Origin of the sequence: Nocardiopsis camelliae (genome assembly GCF_028993595.1) — a bacterium.
Taxonomy (GTDB): Bacteria; Actinomycetota; Actinomycetes; order Streptosporangiales; family Streptosporangiaceae; genus Nocardiopsis; species Nocardiopsis dassonvillei.
Genome location: NZ_CP118614.1, coordinates 386,589 through 404,153, shown reverse-complemented (window position 1 = coordinate 404,153; position 17,565 = coordinate 386,589). Strand labels below are relative to the sequence as shown.

At 73.0% G+C, this 17,565-nt stretch carries 16 protein-coding genes; 6 read left to right on the top strand and 10 right to left on the bottom strand.

What is annotated here, in order from left to right:
• Positions 1 to 118: 118 nt before the first annotated feature.
• The gene (locus tag PV789_RS01925) at positions 119 to 499 is read left to right on the top strand and encodes a RidA family protein (protein ID WP_047868469.1); all 381 of its coding nucleotides are present in this window, start codon (positions 119 to 121) and stop codon (positions 497 to 499) included.
• 63 nt (positions 500 to 562) lie between these two features.
• On the opposite strand, the gene PV789_RS01920 is transcribed toward PV789_RS01925, so the two are convergent.
• Positions 563 to 1,219 (bottom strand): SAM-dependent methyltransferase, encoded by a 657-nt coding sequence (locus tag PV789_RS01920; RefSeq protein WP_274975890.1) that lies wholly within the window; start codon positions 1,217 to 1,219, stop codon positions 563 to 565.
• A gap of 108 nt (positions 1,220 to 1,327) precedes the next feature.
• Positions 1,328 to 1,945 (bottom strand): TetR/AcrR family transcriptional regulator, encoded by a 618-nt coding sequence (locus tag PV789_RS01915; RefSeq protein ID WP_274975889.1) that lies wholly within the window; start codon positions 1,943 to 1,945, stop codon positions 1,328 to 1,330.
• A 206-nt stretch (positions 1,946 to 2,151) separates the two neighbouring features.
• Here PV789_RS01915 and PV789_RS01910 point away from each other — a divergent pair, with 206 nt between their 5' ends.
• Positions 2,152 to 3,918, top strand: a complete 1,767-nt coding sequence (locus tag PV789_RS01910; protein ID WP_274978019.1) for an MDR family MFS transporter — start codon at positions 2,152 to 2,154, stop codon at positions 3,916 to 3,918.
• A gap of 10 nt (positions 3,919 to 3,928) precedes the next feature.
• Here the strand turns inward: PV789_RS01910 and PV789_RS01905 are convergent, their stop codons facing one another.
• Complete coding sequence (locus PV789_RS01905) at positions 3,929 to 4,378, bottom strand: GNAT family N-acetyltransferase (RefSeq protein WP_274975888.1); 450 nt, start codon at positions 4,376 to 4,378, stop codon at positions 3,929 to 3,931.
• A 197-nt stretch (positions 4,379 to 4,575) separates the two neighbouring features.
• A complete protein-coding gene (locus tag PV789_RS01900; RefSeq protein WP_274978018.1) occupies positions 4,576 to 5,811 on the bottom strand; it encodes an ATP synthase F0 subunit B in 1,236 nt (411 codons plus the stop codon).
• A gap of 397 nt (positions 5,812 to 6,208) precedes the next feature.
• On the opposite strand from PV789_RS01900, the gene PV789_RS01895 reads away from it, so the two are divergent.
• The 3 genes from PV789_RS01895 (at position 6,209) to PV789_RS01885 (ending at position 8,470) form a co-directional block, all read left to right on the top strand.
• Positions 6,209 to 6,763 (top strand): gamma carbonic anhydrase family protein, encoded by a 555-nt coding sequence (locus PV789_RS01895; RefSeq protein WP_274975887.1) that lies wholly within the window; start codon positions 6,209 to 6,211, stop codon positions 6,761 to 6,763.
• Positions 6,764 to 7,033: 270 nt separating this feature from the next.
• The gene (locus PV789_RS01890) at positions 7,034 to 7,489 is read left to right on the top strand and encodes a hypothetical protein (protein ID WP_274975886.1); all 456 of its coding nucleotides are present in this window, start codon (positions 7,034 to 7,036) and stop codon (positions 7,487 to 7,489) included.
• Positions 7,490 to 7,705: 216 nt separating this feature from the next.
• Positions 7,706 to 8,470, top strand: a complete 765-nt coding sequence (locus PV789_RS01885) for a hypothetical protein (RefSeq protein WP_274975885.1) — start codon at positions 7,706 to 7,708, stop codon at positions 8,468 to 8,470.
• 9 nt (positions 8,471 to 8,479) lie between these two features.
• Here PV789_RS01885 and PV789_RS01880 read toward each other — a convergent pair whose 3' ends face one another.
• From PV789_RS01880 to PV789_RS01860, 5 genes are all read right to left on the bottom strand, one after another.
• Positions 8,480 to 9,712, bottom strand: a complete 1,233-nt coding sequence (locus tag PV789_RS01880; protein WP_274975884.1) for a sensor histidine kinase — start codon at positions 9,710 to 9,712, stop codon at positions 8,480 to 8,482.
• A 231-nt stretch (positions 9,713 to 9,943) separates the two neighbouring features.
• A complete protein-coding gene (locus PV789_RS01875; RefSeq protein WP_274975883.1) occupies positions 9,944 to 10,795 on the bottom strand; it encodes an ABC transporter permease in 852 nt (283 codons plus the stop codon).
• Positions 10,796 to 10,854: 59 nt separating this feature from the next.
• Positions 10,855 to 11,847 (bottom strand): ABC transporter ATP-binding protein, encoded by a 993-nt coding sequence (locus PV789_RS01870; protein WP_274975882.1) that lies wholly within the window; start codon positions 11,845 to 11,847, stop codon positions 10,855 to 10,857.
• 177 nt (positions 11,848 to 12,024) lie between these two features.
• Positions 12,025 to 12,789 (bottom strand): DUF2470 domain-containing protein, encoded by a 765-nt coding sequence (locus PV789_RS01865; protein WP_274975881.1) that lies wholly within the window; start codon positions 12,787 to 12,789, stop codon positions 12,025 to 12,027.
• A 360-nt stretch (positions 12,790 to 13,149) separates the two neighbouring features.
• Positions 13,150 to 13,758 (bottom strand): TetR/AcrR family transcriptional regulator, encoded by a 609-nt coding sequence (locus PV789_RS01860; protein ID WP_274975880.1) that lies wholly within the window; start codon positions 13,756 to 13,758, stop codon positions 13,150 to 13,152.
• Between the two features lie 73 nt (positions 13,759 to 13,831).
• Between PV789_RS01860 and PV789_RS01855 the strand changes: the two genes are divergently transcribed.
• Positions 13,832 to 15,121 carry an alpha/beta hydrolase gene (locus PV789_RS01855; RefSeq protein WP_274975879.1) on the top strand — a complete coding sequence of 430 codons (1,290 nt, stop codon included), beginning with the start codon at positions 13,832 to 13,834 and terminating at the stop codon, positions 15,119 to 15,121.
• Between the two features lie 200 nt (positions 15,122 to 15,321).
• Here the strand turns inward: PV789_RS01855 and PV789_RS01850 are convergent, their stop codons facing one another.
• Positions 15,322 to 17,535: a (Fe-S)-binding protein gene (locus PV789_RS01850; protein WP_274975878.1), complete on the bottom strand. Its 2,214-nt coding sequence runs from the start codon at positions 17,533 to 17,535 to the stop codon at positions 15,322 to 15,324.
• Positions 17,536 to 17,565: the final 30 nt, after the last annotated feature.

The window sequence follows — 17,565 nt, the reverse complement described above, 5'->3', positions numbered from 1 at the left end:
CAAGATACGCTGCCCGGAAGAAAATTGATAACTTTGTTGCCAGTAAAGCGCCCGTGAAACGGCACGGGCACCGGCGCGCGCACGCGCCGCCGGAGCAGACCAGCGAAGGAGTCCACGGATGTCCAAGAAGGCGGTCCGCACCGACAAGGCCCCCGCTCCGGCCGGGGCGTACAGCCAGGGAGTGGTCGCGGGCGGGTTCCTGTACACCGCGGGCTTCGGCCCGCAGGAGCCCGAGACCGGCCGCGTGGCCCCGACCGTGGGCGAGCAGACCGCCCAGGTGCTGGCCAACATCTCCGCCGTGCTGGCCGAGCACGGCCTGACGCTGGACGACGTCGTGAAGGCGACCGTCCACCTGGAGAACCTCAAGGCGGACTTCCCGGAGTTCAACGCCGTGTACGAGGAGCACTTCAGCGCGCCCTACCCCGTGCGCACCACCGTGGGTTCGGACCTGGCGAACATCCTGGTCGAGATCGACGTGGTGGCCAAGCTCCGGGACTGAGCCCCGGTCGGCCGGGGCCCTCCCGGGCCCCGGCCGTTCCCCGCCGCCTCCGACCGGCCCCGGTCAGGCCTCGCGGCGGGCGCGGACCACCAGGTCGTGCACGGTGAAGGTCTCCTCGCCGACGACCGCCGTCCCGGTGCGGACCTCGTCGGCCAGCACGGTCCACTCCCGCCGGGGCAGGGCCGCCACCACCTCGTCGCCCGTGTAGAACAGGTCCGGGTCCGGTGGGCGCGGTACGCCCTCCTCCAGGTCGCGGGGGTGGTGCGCGACGACCAGGAGTTCTCCCCCGGGCGCCACCGCCGAGGCCAGCGCGGCGAAGAACCGCGCGCGCCAGCGTTCGCGCAGGTGCATGAACTGCGAGGTCACCAGGTCGAACGCGCCCTCGTCCGGGGACCAGCGGGTCACGTCCGCCCGCTGCCAGGTGATGCGCCCGGGCACGTCCCCGCCCCGCTCGCGTGCGTGGGCGGCTCCCTTGTCCAGCGCCACGGTCGAGATGTCGAGCGCGGTCACCCGCCAGCCGCGTTCGGCCAACCAGATCGCGTCGGCGCCCTCGCCGCCGCCCACGTCCAGCGCCCGCCCGGCTTCGAGGCCGGCCGCCTCGGCCACCAGGTGGCGGTTGGGCCTGCCGCTCCAGATCCGTTCCCGTGAGCGGTAGCGCTCGTTCCAGAAGTCCTCGCCCATCTCCTCGGGCAGGGAGTCCGCCGTGTCCTCACCGGTCATGTCGACCACCTCCGCGCTCCACTCTCCACGCGCGGTCCACGGGGCGCGAAGTTCTTTGCCGTCCCGGCAAAACGTGTCGCCCGCCCGGGCGGATCGGGACCGCCGTGGTCACCCGCCCTCCGGCGCGTCCCCGTCCCCCTCGGCGAAGTCGTCCAGGCACAGGTCCAGCAGCGCCTGGACCCGGTCCGTGAGCCGGTCGCGGTCGAGCGCGCGCAGCGCCGTGGCCCCCTCGACCACGCGCACCCTGGTCAGCCCCAGCATCACGGCCGAGAGCAGGGAGGCGTGCGCCCGGCCGTCGTTCCCGCCGAGGTAGACCGTCAGCGGGTCGATCATCGCGCTGGTGATCCGCCCCTGGTAGACCGCCTGGAGGTCGGGGTCGCCCGCGGAGTCGTCCAGGGCGCGCTGGAGCGCGGTGGCCTCGCCGTGCAGGCGGCTCACCGCCTGCTCCGCCAGGCGCCGGGTGAGGGTGGCGGGTTCGCCCTCGATCAGCCCGGGGAAGACGCCGTCCTCGCGCAGGAGTTCGGTCAGCAGTCCGCTCTTGGCGCCGAAGTAGCGGTTGATGAGCGCGACGTTGACCCCCGCGTGCGCGGCGATCATCCTCGACGACACCGACCCGTAGCCCTCGTTGGTGAACAGCTCCTTGGCGCTGGCCAGAATGCGGGCTCTGGTGGCCTCGCGACCCCGCGTCGGCCCGGGGCCGCCTCCGGTTTCCTCCGGACGGTCCATCTGCGTACCCCTTGGCGGCTGCGAACTGGCGGTCAGTACTCCAGGTTGACACTTCTGGAGAACCGTCGCATACCGAAACGTGCGGAGAGATATCGATTTGACAGGTCAACAGTGTTTACATATACCTGGGAACAGGACGACGCCCCCGGCAGCACGCCGCGGGGCCTTTCGTGCGTCCGCGATCGGGGGCTTGTGTGGAACAGTCGTTGCGTGGAGGGGCCGGAACCGGGGACACTCCCCCGGGCGTCGAACCCCGAACGGTCGCGCGAACACGGACCTCCGATGATCCCCCCACCGAGACACCGCTGACGGAGGCCCCGAACGGGAGCGCCCCGGCCGGGGACGCCCCCGAGGCCTCCTCCGCGGCGGGCGCCCCGGCCGGCTCCGCCGCCGACGGGACCCCCGAGCTGCCCTCGCGCCGCGTGGTGCGCCGAATCATGGTCGGCCTGGTCTTGGCCATGCTCACCTCGATGCTCACCAACTCCATCGTGGGCACCGCACTGCCGACGATCATGGGGGAGCTGGGCGGCCAGGACCGCCTGGCCTGGGTCGCCACGGCCGCCCTGCTCACGATGACGGCCTCCACCCCCGTGTGGGGCAAGCTCTCCGACGTCTGGGGGCGCAAGCTCCTCTTCCAGCTGGCCCTGGGCATCTTCATCGTGGCCTCGGTCGCCGCGGGCCTGGCGCAGGACATCAACTGGCTGATCGCGGCCCGCGCCCTCCAGGGGCTGGGCGTCGGCGGGCTGGCCACACTGCCCAACATCATCCTGGGAGACGTGGTCCCGCCCCGCGAGCGCGGCCGCTACAGCGGACTCATCGGCATGGTGTTCGGGGTGTCCACCGTGCTGGGGCCGCTGGTGGGCGGGTTCCTCGTGGACAGCCCGCTCGGCTGGCGGTGGTGCTTCCTCATCACCGTGCCGCTGGCCCTGTTCGCCTTCGTCGTCATCCAGTTCATGTTCACCATGCCCTTCGTCCCCCGCCGCGACGCGCCGGTGGACTGGCTGGGCGCCGGGCTGATCTTCAGCGCCGCGAGCACCGTGATCGTGCTGCTCAGCCTGGGCGGCACCCAGTTCCCGTGGAACTCGCCGCTGTCCTACGCCCTGGGCGCCGGGGCCCTCCTGCTCACCGCCGCGGCCGTGGTGGTCGAGCGGCGGGCGCGGGAGCCGATCATCCCGGCACGCCTGTTCGGCGACCGGACGTTCGTGCTGTCCTCGCTCGGGTCGGCCTGCGTCGGGATGATGATGTTCGGCCTGATCATCTACATGCCGCAGTACCTCCAGATGGTGCACGGCATGACGCCGACCGTTTCGGGCCTGATGACGCTGCCGCTGGTGGCGTCGTTCCTGCTCACCTCGATCGGCTCCGGCTACGCGGTGGGCGGCAGCGGCCGGTGGAAGGCCTACCCGGTCACGGGCATGGCCCTGTGCCTGTTCGGGTTCGCCGCCCTCAGCCTGGCCTATCTGGACACCGGGCTGACCACGGTGGTCGCGGGCCAGGTGATGGTCGGCCTGGGGCTGGGCCTGTGCATGCAGATCCTGCTGCTGGCGACGCAGAGCGCCCTGCCCCTGGCGGACATGGCCACGGGCACGGCCTCCGTCGTGTTCTTCCGCAACCTGGGCGGCGCCACCGGCGTGGCCGCGTTCGGCGCGGTGATGGTGGGACGGCTCAACGGCGAGCTGGCCCAGGCGTCGGCCGACGCGCGGGCCCGGGTGGCGGCGGACGCCGCGGCCGGGACCGACTCGGGGGCGCGGGAGCTGTCGGTCGGACTGTCCGAGGCGGCCGAGGCCGCGCAGGGCTCCCCCGAACTGGTGCACTCGCTGCCGGGGCCGGTCCGCGAGGTGGTCGTGGGCGCCTTCGACCACGCCATGCAGGGCGTGTTCCTGGCGGGGATCCCGATCGCCGTGATCGGGCTGGTCACCGTGGTGTTCATGCGGGGCGTGCCGCTGAGCGGGGGCACGGCGGCCAAGCGCTGACGCCCGCGGGTCACAGGTAGCGGCGGAAGCCCTCGGCGGAGCTGTCGAAGCCCAGCGCGGTGTGGAACCGGTGGACGTCCTGGCCGTTCTCGTGCGCCAGCAGCTCCACCTTGTAGCACCCGGCCCGCGTGGCGCGGTCGAGCGCGTCCTCCATGAGCGCCCGGCCGATGCCCCGGCCCCGGGCCAGGGGGTCGACCACGAGGTTGTCCACCACGGCCCAGGGCTGGGCGTCGTGGGTCAGGTTGGCCACGACCAGCAGGTCCAGGGTGCCGATGATCTGGCCGCGCTGCTCGGCGACGAGGATCGTGCGGTCGGGGTCGTTCTCCATCCGCGTCCAGGCGCGTACGGCGGCGGAGGACATGCGAACGTGCGCGCTCTGCGCGTTGGTGGTGTCGCCGAGTTCCCTGAGAAGACGCAGAATCGCACCGAGGTCCGACCGGATGGCCGCGCGGATAATCATGGCTGTCGGCATCGTAGCCGACAGCCTGCGACAAGGCGGACGTCACCCTACATCGGGCCACAAAACGCCGGGGGCGGGGACATGGTCCCCGCCCCCGGATCGCGTTCCGGGCCGGTGCGCCGCCGGGGCGCTCCGCGGGCCTCGGGGACTGGCCGGGGAGGGCTCCCCGGGCGCTCCCGTCCGCGCGCGGCCGCGGGTCAGGGCTTGCGGATGACCCGGACGCCGTCCTCGCCCTTGGGCGGCTGGTTGTGGCCGGACTCCGGGTGGCGGTAAATACCGGTGATGCCCGGGTCGCCGCCCTGCTCCTGGCCCTTCTGGCCCTGCTGCGGACCGGACTGCGGCTGCTTCTGGCCCTGCTCCTGGCCGGACTGCGGCTGCTGCGGACCCGCCTGGCCCTGCTGCTGGCCGGACTGCGGCTTCTCGTCGCCCTCGGGGGCGGGGCCGGTGAAGCGGGCGCCCTGCGGGGGACGGGGAGCGGACTGGGCCTGGTCCTTCGGGGAGGAGGCCCCCGCCGGGTCCTGGCCGGCCTGCTCCGGCTTGGCCACCGGCCTGATGCGCACGGTCGCCTCGTCCGGCTGCTGCTGGAGGGGGGGCAGCTTGGTGGTGGCCTCGTCCTTGTCCCCGGGCGCGGCCGGGGCCGGCTTGGCCGGGGCGGGAGCGGCCGCCTCGGGACGGGGCTGGGGCCGGGAGGGCTCCGCGGCACGCTCGGGGGCCGGGGCCTTGGCCGCCGCGGCGGGCTTGGCCGGGACCGGCTTGGCGGGGGCGGGAGCGGCCGCCATCTCCTCGCGGGAGAGCCCGCTCTCCAGCGCGCCCGCCTTGTCCTCGGCCGCGACCAGGTCGGCCAGGGTCGAGTGCATGTCCTTGAGGCGGCGCAGCGCCTCGGCGTGCGTGGCGGTGAGGGTGGCGAGCCTGCGGTCCGCGGTGTCGTGGATCTTCTTCGCGCGCGCCTCGGCCTCGTTCAGGCGGCGCTCGCCCTCCTGCTTGGCCTGGTCCCGGAGCTGGTCGGACTCCTTCTTGGCGCTGTCGACCATCGAGTGGGCCTCCGAGCGCGCGGAGGACAGGATCCGCTCGGCGTGCTCCTCGGCGTCCTTGCGGTACTTGGCGATCTCCTCCTGGGCCTTCTTCTCGGCCTCCTTCACCTCGGACTCGACCCTGGAGCGGCGCTCCTGGGCCTCCTCCTCGGCGATGCGCAGGATCTCGGCCATGCGCTCGCTGATCTGCTCGTGCTCCGGCTTGACCTGCGCCTTCTCACGGGCGATGGCGAGGTCGCGCTTGTACTGCTCCAGCTCGTCGTCCAACCGCTGGAGGCGCTCGCGGAGGCTCTTGACCTGGTTGTCCGTCCGCACGAAGTAGTCGTCGACGTGCGCCTTGTCATAGCCGCCCTTGCGCACCGTCGGAAACCTGTCCTGCTGGAGTCCGCCGCCCGGCAACATATCGCTCATGTGCCCTTCATGTCCTTACACCGTTGTGACTGTACGACGCAGAAGGTGCGAGTTGACCCGTACCCATTGTCACCACGACACCGGATTGGTCTCGTCAGCGACATACGCCCGATAGTGCCCTTTTCTGCATACCGGCCCGGCCGCCTGGGGGCACCGGTCGGGAGCGGAGCGTAACGCCGTGGACACCGTCCAGGCGACCAAGGTAGACACGCGCGGCGCGGCCGCGTCAAGATCCCCGACCGGACATCGCCGTGCGGACCCCGGTCACGTTCTTACTAAGGTATGCGCGATCATCCCCGTACGGGGGCAGAGCGGTCAACTTCCCGCTGATCCGCCCCCTCCCGGGGGAGACGGACACGGCGGTACGAGACGCAGGGAGGGCCACGAGATGGACAACGGCCGTACGGAAGGCGGGCACGCGGGGCCCCGCGTGGGCGGAGCGGACTTCGGACGACCGGAGGTCCATCCGAGCGCGTGGATCGCGCCCGGCGCGGTGGTGGTCGGCCGCGTGCGCCTGGGCGCCCGGAGCAGCGTGTGGTACGGGTCGGTGCTGCGCGCCGACACCGAGGACATCGTGGTCGGTGAGCGGGTCAACATCCAGGACCAGTGCGGCCTGCACTCCGACCCCGGTGAGCCCGTCGTCCTGCACGACGACGTGAGTCTGGGCCACAAGGCGATGGTGCACGGCGCGGTCGTGGAGGAGGGCGCTCTCATCGGCATCGGCGCCATCGTGCTGGGCGGCGCCCGCGTCGGCCGGGGCGCACTGGTCGCGGCGGGCGCCCTGGTGCCGCCGGGCAAGACCGTCCCGCCGGACACGCTGTGGGCTGGTGTGCCGGGCAAGGTGGTGCGTGAGCTCAACGACGACGACCGGCTGGTGCTCCAGCACACTCCGGCCCACTACGCGTCGCTCACCGCCCAGCACCAGGAGGTCACCTGGGCCTGACGTCACGCCGGGCGGGGACGAAAGTCGTACCCGGGGCACCGGCCCGGTGGTCCGAAAGCACCGCGTCCGCCCAGGCCGGGCCCCCTCCTGGCTAACCCGGGTGACTCCGCCGCCTGGTCCTCACGGGTCATGCGCACCGGTCCGCCCTGCGCGTAGCCTGGTACTCCTCACGCTCGCGTGGGTCCGGATCCGTCGCACCCGCACCCACGGCACTCCGGCGCGGGGTGTCCCGTCCTGCCGCGACACCGTTGTCCCAGGGGGTGAGCTCACGTGAACCACAGCCTCGACCTGCACGACCACCTCCACGACCACGTCGCGCTGGACGAGATCGAACTGTACGCCGAGGTGCTCATCGCGGTGGCCGACGCCGACCGCCCGCTCAGCCCCGAGGAGATCGACCGGGTGCTCGGGCTGTCCGGGGCGCCCGCGGCCCCCGCCGAACCGGCCCGTCCCGGCGGCCCTCTCCCCCGCGACGGGTCCGGCCCCGCCGACGGGACGGCACACGTCCGCGACCCGGCCCCCGAGCAGCCTCCCCCGGCGGTGGGCCCCGTGCCCGGCCACGTCGTCCGGCCGCGCGACGAGGCCCCCGGCACGCGGCGCTCGTGGTCCACCGATCCGCTCCCGGCCGAGTACCGGCTGCCGCCCACGGTGCTGCCCGCGCCCCGTGACGTGCCCGAGCCCCACATCCTGTGGTCCCCGCTGCCCCTCGCCCCCTGGCACGTCTGAGGCCGTCCCGCCCCTCTCCCGCCCACGGCCCGGAGTCCCCTCCGGCCGCCCGGAACGGCGGAGCCCGGCCGCACCGGCCGACCACGCCGTCCGACCAAGCTGTCCGGGGGCGGCCCGATCCGGCCACGGCGGTCCGTCTCCGCGCGCCCCGGTCTGGGTAGTGCTTCTGTGGGCCCCGGCCCCCGGGAACCCCCCAGCAGCACACAGGAGCCCCTGATGCCACCAGGACCGGAAAGGCCGGACCGCGGCGACCGACACCGCGTCGGTCCCCGCCCCCGCACCGACGGCCGAGAGCCGGACAACGCCCGTCGGGTCACCCTCACCATCGCCCTCGTCGTGACCTTCGCCTTCCTGCTGGCCACCGCGGCCGGACTCGGCTGGTTCCTCTCCGACGGCGGGCCGCTGTCCGGTTCGGCTCCGGAGTCGGCCGGGGAGAGCGGAGACGCGGCCGACGGCGGTGGCGCGGGGGAGGAAGAGAGCGGCACCGGGGGGACGGAGGACGCCCCGCGGGACCCGGCGGACGGCGGGGACACCGGCGCGGACTCCCCGGCCGGGTTGGCCTACGAACTCCCCGGTGGGGAGTGGAACAGGCTCGGCGGCGAGGAGGTCCCCTCGGAGTACACCTCCTACGCGGTCCTCGGTCCGGCCGGGGACCCGGACGCGGTCATCGTCACCGGCACCGAGGAACTCGGTTCGGTGGAGCCGATCGCGGTGGCCGGGGTGCGCCTGGCCGTGGACCTGGCGGCCGACCTGGCCGCCGAGGGCGGCGTGTGGGCCGAGCCCTCCGGCCAGACCGACGTGGACGGGCTGCCCGCCTTCGGAGCGACCATGGGCAGCGACTCGGGGGACACCTACGGCCGCTTCGTGATCGTGGAGCTGGACGACGGCCGGGGCGCGTTCATGCTCGGGGTCAACACCGCGGGCGGGGACGGCGCCAGCGAGGACATCGACGCGGCCTTCGACTCGGTGGGCACGCGCTGAACCGGGACGTCAGAGCGGCAGGACCGCGCGGAGCAGGAAGCCCCCCTCCGGGGTGCGGGCCGCGGAGAGGGTGCCGCCGCCCATGGCGACCCGCTCGGACAGACCGGCGAGCCCGTTGCCCGACTCCCTCCCGTCCTGGCCGCCGCCCCGGGAGCGGTCGTTGAACACCTCGACCACGAGCGTCCGGGGGCCCACGGCGCTGTCGCGGGCGAGGGTGAAGCTGATCTGGCACTCGTTGGCGTCGCTGTGCCGCAGGACGTTCGTGCCGCCCTCGCGCACCACCCAGGCGGCGAGCGCGGCGGTCCGCGGCGGCAGGTCCAGCCCCTCCAGCCCGGTGGCGACCGTCCTGGTTCCCCCCGCGTCGAGCACCGCGCGGACGGCCTCCGTCTCGTCCGCCAGGTCGACCTCCCGGTAGCCGCTGACCGCCGACCTCACCTGCTGGAGCGCCTGTCTGGCGAGCACCTGCACCTCCGCCATCTCCGCGCCCGCCCGCCCGGGGTCCCGCTCCACGAGCCGTCCGGCCAGCTGGGCCTTGACCGCGAGCGCGGAGAGGCTGTGCCCGAGCAGGTCGTGCATGTCGCGGGCGAAGCGGAGCCGCTCCTCGCTCACCGCCAGCTGGGCGCGCGCCCGCTGTCCCGCGACGGCCTCGCGGCTGATGTCCCACAGCCAGATCATGGAGAGCGAGCCCCCGGCGAACATCAGTCCGCTGAAGACCATCAGCATCCACACCAGCAGGTAGAGGAGCGGCTGGAACTGCGTCTCGAACCCGTAGAACGGGACCACGAGCCAGGGCAGCGCCAGCAGGGCGGCGGTGACGTAGGCGCTGCGCCTGCGCGGGGCGAGGAAGACCCCGGTCCCCCACCACGCGGCCAGGAAGAACACGGTATTGATCGGCTCCTGGAGGCACAGGACGGCCACGGCGATCAGGCCGAGCGAGGTCCAGTAGGCGCGCGGGTCCGGATTCCGCCTGCCGTCCAGCCTGGCCCGGAGCATCACGATCAGCAGCACGGCGATCGGCACGGAGACGACCACCCCGGTCAGGGAGCGCCACAGGGGCCAGTCCGAGGCCGCGGCCGTGATGACGTCCACCAGGGGCATCCCCACGACGAGCAGCGAGGTGAAGCCCACCGAGACGATGACGATGCGCCGGGCGAAGCGGACCCTGCGGTCGCCCTCCCGGTCGGAGGCCGTGTACTCGGCGGAGGGCGCGTACTCGGCGGAGGCCGTGCCGTGGTCGCTCAACGTGACTCCTCGGTGTGCTGGACTCCGCCGGACAGCGGAAGAACGGCTCTGCGCGGGAGACCGCCGTCGTCCGTACGGGTCGCCGACAGTGTGCCACCTTCGCGCGGGGGCGTGTCGGGAGAGTCCGTCCGGACCCCGCCGAACGGTCGTCCACAGGCCCTTCCGGGCCCGTGCGGGAAAAGGCCGGGGCAGGCCGTCCGTCCCCGGCCTCCCCGGCGCCCCGCGCCCGCCCTACGGCTGGCGGGGGTCCCACCTGAAGTAGCGGCGCACCAGCAGAGCCAGCACCGCGATCCAGGCGAGCATGATCCCGATGGAGGGCAGGGCCGCGACCCACAGGGCGAGGTAGCCCTTCTCCTCCCCGTCCCCGAAGCCCCGGAAGGCGTCGTAGCCGGAGTAGGCGGTCTGCGCCATCTCCCCGGCGGGGACCGACGGGACGAAGCCGATGATCACGCGAGCGGTCTCCGGCAGGAACTCCAGCGGGATGAGACCGCCGCCCACGAACAGCAGGACCAGCATGGGCAGCATCGAGATCATCTGGGCGGACTCGGCGTTGCGGACGATCGGGGTGATGAGCAGCCCCATCAGGGAGAACATGACGGAGCTGAGGACGACCGCGACGGCGAGCATCAGCGGGTCCCGGGGGAGGCTGCCGAAGAAGACCAGGACCAGGGCGGCCACCACCACCGTGATCGCCAGGGAGAGGACCGCCACGGCTCCGATGACGCCGCCGAAGACCGCCAGCTGGGGCACCCCGCTGACCCGCAGCCGCTTGAGGACCAGGGACTCCCTCCGCGCGGTGAACACGTTGGAGGGGTGGCCGACGCCCAGGATGAGCCCGATGGACCCGATGGTGGCGACCATGGCCATCTGCCCCGTCCCGAAGCCGGGGACGACCTCGTCGTTGGGGAGGCTCGTGGTCATGAAGGCGAAGAAGAGCGGCAGGGCCAGGTACATCCAGGCGGTCTTGTACCGCGCGAACAGGGTGAACTCGGTCCGGGCCAGGCGGACGGCCTGCTTGGTCCAGCTGACGCCGGGCCGGACGCCGGTGGCGTCGGCGGCGGGGGCGGCGGTGTTCGCGGTCATCGCGGTGTCTCCTCGAAGGACTGTGCGGGGCAGGGGGGCACGGAGCGCTGCGGCCCGTGTCAGACCAGGTCGGCGGCGCCGTCGGCGACCCGGAGGAACACGTCCTCCAGGGAGGCGCTGCGCACCTGGAGGCTGCGCAGGACGGTGCCGTTCTCCACGGCCCAGGACATGAGCGCGGCCACCGTGTGGTGCGCCCGCTCCTCGACGTTCCCCCGCGTGACCGTGTAGGTGGCCCACAGCGCCTGGCCGCGCGTCTCCACGGAGACGTCCGCGCCCTCGACGCGGGGCAGGTCGGCGGTGCGCACGTTCGGGGGCAGCACGAAGCTCACCCGGTCGCCCCAGCCCGCGAGGACCTCCTGGATCGTCCCCTCCACGCGGACCTCGCCGCGGTGCATGATCGCCAGCCGGTCGGCGAGCCGCTCGGCCTCCTCCAGGTAGTGGGTGGTGAGCAGGACCGCCACGCCCTCCCGCTTGAGGTCGTTGACGATGCGCCAGGTCTCGATGCGGCCCTCGGCGTCCATGCCGGTGGTGGGCTCGTCCAAGTACAGGACCTCGGGCCTGGTCAGCAGTGCCAGCGCCAGGTCCAGGCGGCGCTTCTGGCCTCCGGACAGCTGGCGGACCGCGACCCCGCGCTTGTCGGCGAGGCCGACCAGCTCCAGCGTCTCGTCCGTGTCCCTGGGCGTGGCGGCGAGGTCGCGGGCCAGGTGAAGGGTCTCGGCGACGCTCAGGTCCTCCAGCAGGCCGCTGCCCTGGAGGACGGCGTTGGTGCGCTCCCGGACTCCGGCGGGCTGGCCGTAGGGGTCGAGGCCGAAGACCCGGACACTGCCGGAGCTGGGGCGGCGGAAGCCCTCCATCGTCTCGATGGTGGTGGTCTTGCCCGCGCCGTTGGTCCCGAGGAGGGCGAACAGCTCGCCGGGGTGGATCTCGAAGGAGACCCCCTTGACCGCCTCGAAGTCGCCGTAGTGCTGGTGCAGGTCGCGGACGACCACCGCCGGGCCGGTGGCGTCCTGTCGGCCGGGGTCGGCGGCCGCGGTGCTCGCTGTCGTCGTCATGTCCCCAGGTTCCCGCGGAACGGCTCACGCGGAACAGACGCCGTTATCACCGGCCGCACGGGGGAACCTACCGGCGCGCGCACTGACAAATGTCATCGGGCCGGTGCGGCGGCCGCCCGTCCGCGGTCGTGGCGGCTCCTCCGGCCCCCTCGGCCGCGCCCGCCCTCCGGCGACCGCTCATCCCCGGTCGTAGCCCTGGGGGACGGGGTGCCCGGCCAGCCGGTGCACCTGGACGGCGACGTCGTCGGGGGTGCGCGCCGGGCGGGTGAAGGGCAGGTGCACGTCGTGGTACCCACGCACGGTCTCCACCCGCAGCCGCAGCCCGAGGCGGTCCACGCCCAGGGGCCGGGGTCTGCCTCCGCGCGCGGCGCCCGGAGCTGCGGCCAGCAGGTCGCCCACCAGGTCCGCGTGGTCCTCGTCGAGGTGGCGCAGCCAGGGCGCCTCCCACAGGCAGAACGGGTCGGGGCGCGCGGCGGCCAGTTCGGCCGGACCGAGCACGTGGGCCCCGTCATGGTCGGACTGGACCACCAGGGCGGTGCGCAGGACCACCATCGTCAGGCCGTGCCCGATCTCCAGCAGCCGGTCGTCGGTGGCGGCCTCGGGCAGCCGGGCTGCGCGGACGCGGGCGTGGGCGTGCTCCAGGGCCTCCACAGCGCCGCTCACCCACAGCACCGCCCGCACCCTGTCGCGCATCAGAACGGGTGACAGGTCGGTGAACTCCGCCATCACCACAGGGCCCCGGGGACGGGGGTCCGTGAGCGGGTGGCCGTCGGGCAGCAGGAGGCTCACGGCGCCGTCGGCGTGCACGTGGCAGGGGGCGTCCTCCAGGTGCACGGTCCCCGCCTCGCCGAGCCGGTCCGAGGCCGCCGCCACGGTCACCGGACCGCCCCGGGCCAGGGTGGAACGGGCGCGATCGGCGGGAGGGGGAACGGGGGCGTTCACGGGCGACCACCTCGAATAGAAGACAGTCAGGTAAGGCTAACCTAATCCTCTCTTCTCTGGAAGCCCCTCCCCCGCACCGCGCCCGCGGGGGCGGTGCGGTCACACGGAGGGAAGGGGGAAACGGCCGCAAGCGACCACGAGGCCGTCGCGGTGGCGCTGCCGACAGGGCCGCACCACGCACGGGAGGCGGCCGCAGGAGCCCCTACCTTCCCGGTGGACCCCCGCCCGGTGGCCCCGCCCCCGCGGGCCGTCCCGACTGGCGCCCGCGCCGACGGCGCGGACGGCCCCGTACGGGACGCCTACCCGTGCGTGACCGCCGGGTCGGTGACCGGGGTGACGCCGGAGGGCAGCACAGGACCTCTACCCGCGCGTGACCGCCGCGACCGCCGCCTCCACCGCGGCGCGCTGGGCGTCCAGCGGGGCGCCCGGGGGCTGGCGTACGGCGCTGAGCCAGATCCCGTCCACGAGGACCAGCAGGAGTTCCACCAGGGCGTCCGGGTCCTGGCCGGGGGCCAGCTCCCCCCGCTCGTCCGCCCAGCCGACGGCGGCGCGCAGAGCCGCGCGGGCCCGGACGTCGAACCCGGCCAGCACCTCCGCGAACTCGGCGTCCACGGCCGCGCGGGCGTAGAACGCCGACCAGACGCGGGCCTCGGCCAGGCGCTCGTCGTCGGTCGGCAGCAGGTCGGTGAGCACCTGCCGCAGCCCCTCGGCGAAGGAGAGCAGACCCGGGCCGATCCGCACCCGGGCGAGCCGCGCGGAGACCGCGTCGACGACCTCGTGCATGGCGAAGAGGAGAAGCGCCTCCTTGGTCCCGAAGTCGCGCTGGACGGCTCCGACGGAGAGCCCGGCCTCGGCCGCCACGGTGCGGATGCTGACGCTCTCCAGGCCCTCGCGGGCGGCGATCCGGTGCAGGGCGGCGGCCACCTGTCGGCGGCGTCCGTCCTTGTCCACGTACCTGGGCACGGCCACATTCTGACACAGCCCGCGTTCTGATACGTTCGTATCGATACGGACGTATCGAATAGTTGTCGAAGGGGAGACCATGGACCGACGGAACCGCGCCGCCGCGGCAGTCCGCTGGCTGGCGACCGCCCTCGCGGGCACGGCCGCGCTTGTCGGGGCGGGCGCAGCCGCGCTCGTCCTGCTGCCGCCGCCCTCCTGGGACGCGTGGCAGTACGGACTGCTGGTACTGGAGTTCAGCCTGGTGTTCGCCGCCCTGGCCGTGGTCGGCCTGCTCCTGGCCCTGCTCGCGGCGGGGCGTCCGCGCTCCCGGCAAGGGGCCGGGCGGCGCCCGGGTGCGGGGGGCACGGGAACGGTGTGGCGTCGGCGCCTCGCCGCGGCGGCCGCCGCGGCCAACGGCGCGGTGCTGGTCGCCGCGCTCGTCCCGCCCGCGTCGATCTGGTCCACCGCCCGTGCGGAGGGCGTCCGGCTCGGCCTCGGAGAGTACGCCGCCGGACTCGCCACGAGCGCCGACCGCGCACCCGAGGCCCGCGTCTACCTGCGCACCGGCCAGTCAGCGGTCGGGGACGCCTCCGACCCGCAGGACCTGGAGCTGGACGTGTGGGAGCCCGCGGAGCGGGAGGAGGACGCCCCGCTGCCGATCGTGGTGAACGTCCACGGGGGTGCGGACGACCTGCCGCAGAGCCTCCTGCCCCGCTGGGACACGTGGCTGGCCGACAGCGGGCACGTGGTGTTCGACGTCGACTACCGCTACTTCCCGGACGGCGACTGGTCGGTACCGGTCTCCGACGTCAAGTGCGCGATCGGCTGGGCCCGCGAGCACGCCGCGGAGTACGGGGCCGACCCCAGCCGGGTCGCCGTCACCGGCCAGTCGGCGGGCGGCCTGCTCGCCCTCCTGGCCGGGTACAGCTCGGACGGGGAGATCCCGCCGAGCTGCGACGTGCCCGACACCGGCATCGACGCGGTCGTGGCCTGGTACTCGGTGGCCGACGGGACCGCCGAGGCGCCCCGGGTGCCCTGGCGGCAGCGCAACTCCCCGATGGGCGGCGACCTCCTGGAGGAGAGCGAGCGCCTGATGGGCGGCTCCGTGGAGGAGCTGCCGGAGGAGTACGCGATGAGCTCGCCCATCACGTACGTCTCGCCGGAGGTTCCGCCCACGATGCTGATCACGCCCGGCCACGACCTGTTCGTGGACCCGGAGGACAACCGCCGCCTCGCCACCCGGCTCGACGCGGCCGGGGTCCCGCACCGGCACCTGGAGATCCCCTGGGCGGAGCACATGTTCGACCTCAACTGGGGAGGGTTGGCCAGCCAGGTCACCCGGCACGGTCTGGACGGGTTCCTCGGCGAACACCTCGCCGCCTCGCCCTGAGCGGTTCCCGGCCGGTGGAGGGCCCCGCCCCCGGCCGCGAGCGGTCCCGGCTCCGCCCTGCGAACGCCCCCGTACCCGTCCCCGCGTGCGGAGCCGTCCCGCCCCGGAGCACCGGTGAACGGCGCGGGGGCCGGGGCGCCGACGCATGGTCGGTTCCCCGGCCCCCGCACGGGTCCGGTGCCCTCGCCGGGGCCCTCGCGTCAGCCCTGGGCGTCGGCGGTCTCGGCCTCCTCCTTGGGGGCCTCGCCGCGGACCGAGCGCAGCAGCAACTGGGAGACGTCCACGACCTCCAGCGTCTCCTTCGCCTCGCCCTGCGACTTCTTCTCGTTGATCGCGTCGCCGAGCATCACCTGGCAGAACGGGCACGCGGTGGAGACGGTGTCGGGGTTGGTGGTCAGCGCCTCGTCCACCCGCTCGGTGTTGATGCGCTTGCCGATCCGCTCCTCCATCCACATGCGGGCGCCGCCGGCGCCGCAGCAGAAGCCCCGCTCCTTGTGGCGGTGCATCTCCTGAGTCTTGACCCCCGGCACCTGCGCCATGATGTCGCGCGGCGGCGTGTACACCTTGTTGTGACGGCCCAGGAAGCAGGGGTCGTGGTAGGTGATGTTCTCCTCCACGGAGTTGACCGGCGTGAGCCTGCCCTCCTCCACGAGCTTGGCCAGCAGCTGGCTGTGGTGCACGACCTCGTAGGTGCCGCCGAGCTGCGGGTACTCGTTGGCGAGCGTGTTGAAGCAGTGCGGGCAGCTGGCCACGATCTTGGTGACACCGGCCTCGTTCAGCGTCTCCACGTTCTGCTGGGCGAGCATCTGGAAGACGTACTCCATGCCCAGGCGGCGCGCGGGGTCACCGGTGCAGGCCTCCATGCCGCCCAGCACGGCGAACTCGACGCCCGCCATGTCGAGCAGTTCGGCGATGGCCTTGGTGGTCTTCTTGGCGCGGTCCTCCAGGGCACCGGCGCAGCCGACCCAGAACAGGTACTCGGTGCCCTCGGGGAGCTTGTCCTCGACGACCTTGACCTCGACCGGGTTCTCCTCCCGGGAGGCCAGCTCCTCGATCCAGTCCATGCGCCGGTCCTCGGCCATGCCCCACGGGTTGGCCTTGTTCTCCAGGTTCTTGAGGAGCGTGTTGGCCTCGGACGGGAAGTTGGACTCGACCATCACCTGGTAGCGGCGCATGTCGAGGATGTGGTCGATGTGCTCGATGTCCACCGGGCACTGCTCGACGCAGGCGCCGCAGTTGGTGCAGGCCCACAGCTCGTCGGGGTGGATGACGCCGTTCTCCTCCTCGGTGCCGACCAGCGGCCGGTTGAGGAGGGCGAGGACGTCCACGCCCGCGTGGCTCTCGTCGGGCTTCTCGGCGAGGGTCTCCTCGGTGATGCCCTGGAGCAGGTACGGGGCCTTCTCGTAGGTGTGCTGCTGGAGGTCGAGGATGACCTTCTTGGGCGAGAGCGGCTTGCCGGTGTTCCAGGCGGGGCACTGGGACTGGCAGCGCCCGCACTCGGTGCAGGTGGTGAAGTCCAGGAGGCCCTTCCAGGTGAAGTCCTCCAACTTGCCCGCGCCGAACGGGTCCTCGTCGGGGTCGGCCTCCTCGAAGTCGAGGGGCTTGGTGCCGGACTTGTCCATCATCTGCTTGGCCGCGCCCAGGGACGGGGACCCGTCGGCGTTGCGCTTGAAGTAGATGTTGACCGGCGCGAGGAAGCGGTGCCAGCCGATGCCCATGGTGAGCACGCGGGCGATGACCACGAAGAACAGGTAGCTGATGATCAGCTTGAACGCGGCGACCAGCGCGATGGCGGGCTCGGCGATCGCGGGGTCGCCGGGCAGGATCGCGCCGAGGCCGGTGGAGATGGGCGTCGCCCAGGCCGGGAACGGGAAGTCGCCCATGGCCGACTTGAGACCGCGGATCACGAAGATCGAGATCAGCAGGCCCCACAGGTAGGCCTCGACGTAGTACGCGGTCCAGTGCCGGGAGTTGGTGAACCGGGACTGGCGGCCCAGGCGCCTGGGCCCGTTGAGCAGGCGGTAGACGGTCAGTCCGACGATGCCCACGAGGCTGGCGGCGGCGATGAACTCGATGGCCAGGCCGTAGAGGGCCCAGTCGTAGATGATCGGCAGCTTGAAGTGCGGGTCGAAGACCTCGCCCTGGGCCTCCACGACGGTGAAGACCAGCAGCGGGAACGAGACCATGACGAACCAGTGGGCGACACCGATCCAGGGCCGCTTGAGCATCCGCCCGTGCCCGAGGATCTCGATGAGCGCCATGGTGAACCGCTGTCCGAACGGCCCCTTGCGCTCCGGCTCCACCGAGCGGCCCACACCCACGGTTCGCACGATCTGGCGGATACCCAGAGCGAACATGGTGAACGCGACCACGGCGAAGACCGAGGTGATGATGCCCAGTGTCAGGTACAGCATCGTCCGTGGCCTCCCATCCTGCTTCGTCGT

What these genes read in the sequence shown, in the direction of transcription:
- PV789_RS01925 (WP_047868469.1), top strand. Translation starts at nt 119, where the DNA reads ATGTCCAAGAAGGCGGTCCGCACCGACAAGGCCCCCGCTCCGGCCGGG.
- PV789_RS01920 (WP_274975890.1), bottom strand. Translation starts at nt 1,219, where the DNA reads ATGACCGGTGAGGACACGGCGGACTCCCTGCCCGAGGAGATGGGCGAG.
- PV789_RS01915 (WP_274975889.1), bottom strand. Translation starts at nt 1,945, where the DNA reads ATGGACCGTCCGGAGGAAACCGGAGGCGGCCCCGGGCCGACGCGGGGT.
- PV789_RS01905 (WP_274975888.1), bottom strand. Translation starts at nt 4,378, where the DNA reads ATGATTATCCGCGCGGCCATCCGGTCGGACCTCGGTGCGATTCTGCGT.
- PV789_RS01900 (WP_274978018.1), bottom strand. Translation starts at nt 5,811, where the DNA reads ATGTTGCCGGGCGGCGGACTCCAGCAGGACAGGTTTCCGACGGTGCGC.
- PV789_RS01895 (WP_274975887.1), top strand. Translation starts at nt 6,209, where the DNA reads ATGGACAACGGCCGTACGGAAGGCGGGCACGCGGGGCCCCGCGTGGGC.
- PV789_RS01885 (WP_274975885.1), top strand. Translation starts at nt 7,706, where the DNA reads ATGCCACCAGGACCGGAAAGGCCGGACCGCGGCGACCGACACCGCGTC.
- PV789_RS01875 (WP_274975883.1), bottom strand. Translation starts at nt 10,795, where the DNA reads ATGACCGCGAACACCGCCGCCCCCGCCGCCGACGCCACCGGCGTCCGG.
- PV789_RS01870 (WP_274975882.1), bottom strand. Translation starts at nt 11,847, where the DNA reads ATGACGACGACAGCGAGCACCGCGGCCGCCGACCCCGGCCGACAGGAC.
- PV789_RS01855 (WP_274975879.1), top strand. Translation starts at nt 13,832, where the DNA reads ATGGACCGACGGAACCGCGCCGCCGCGGCAGTCCGCTGGCTGGCGACC.
- PV789_RS01850 (WP_274975878.1), bottom strand. Translation starts at nt 17,535, where the DNA reads ATGCTGTACCTGACACTGGGCATCATCACCTCGGTCTTCGCCGTGGTC.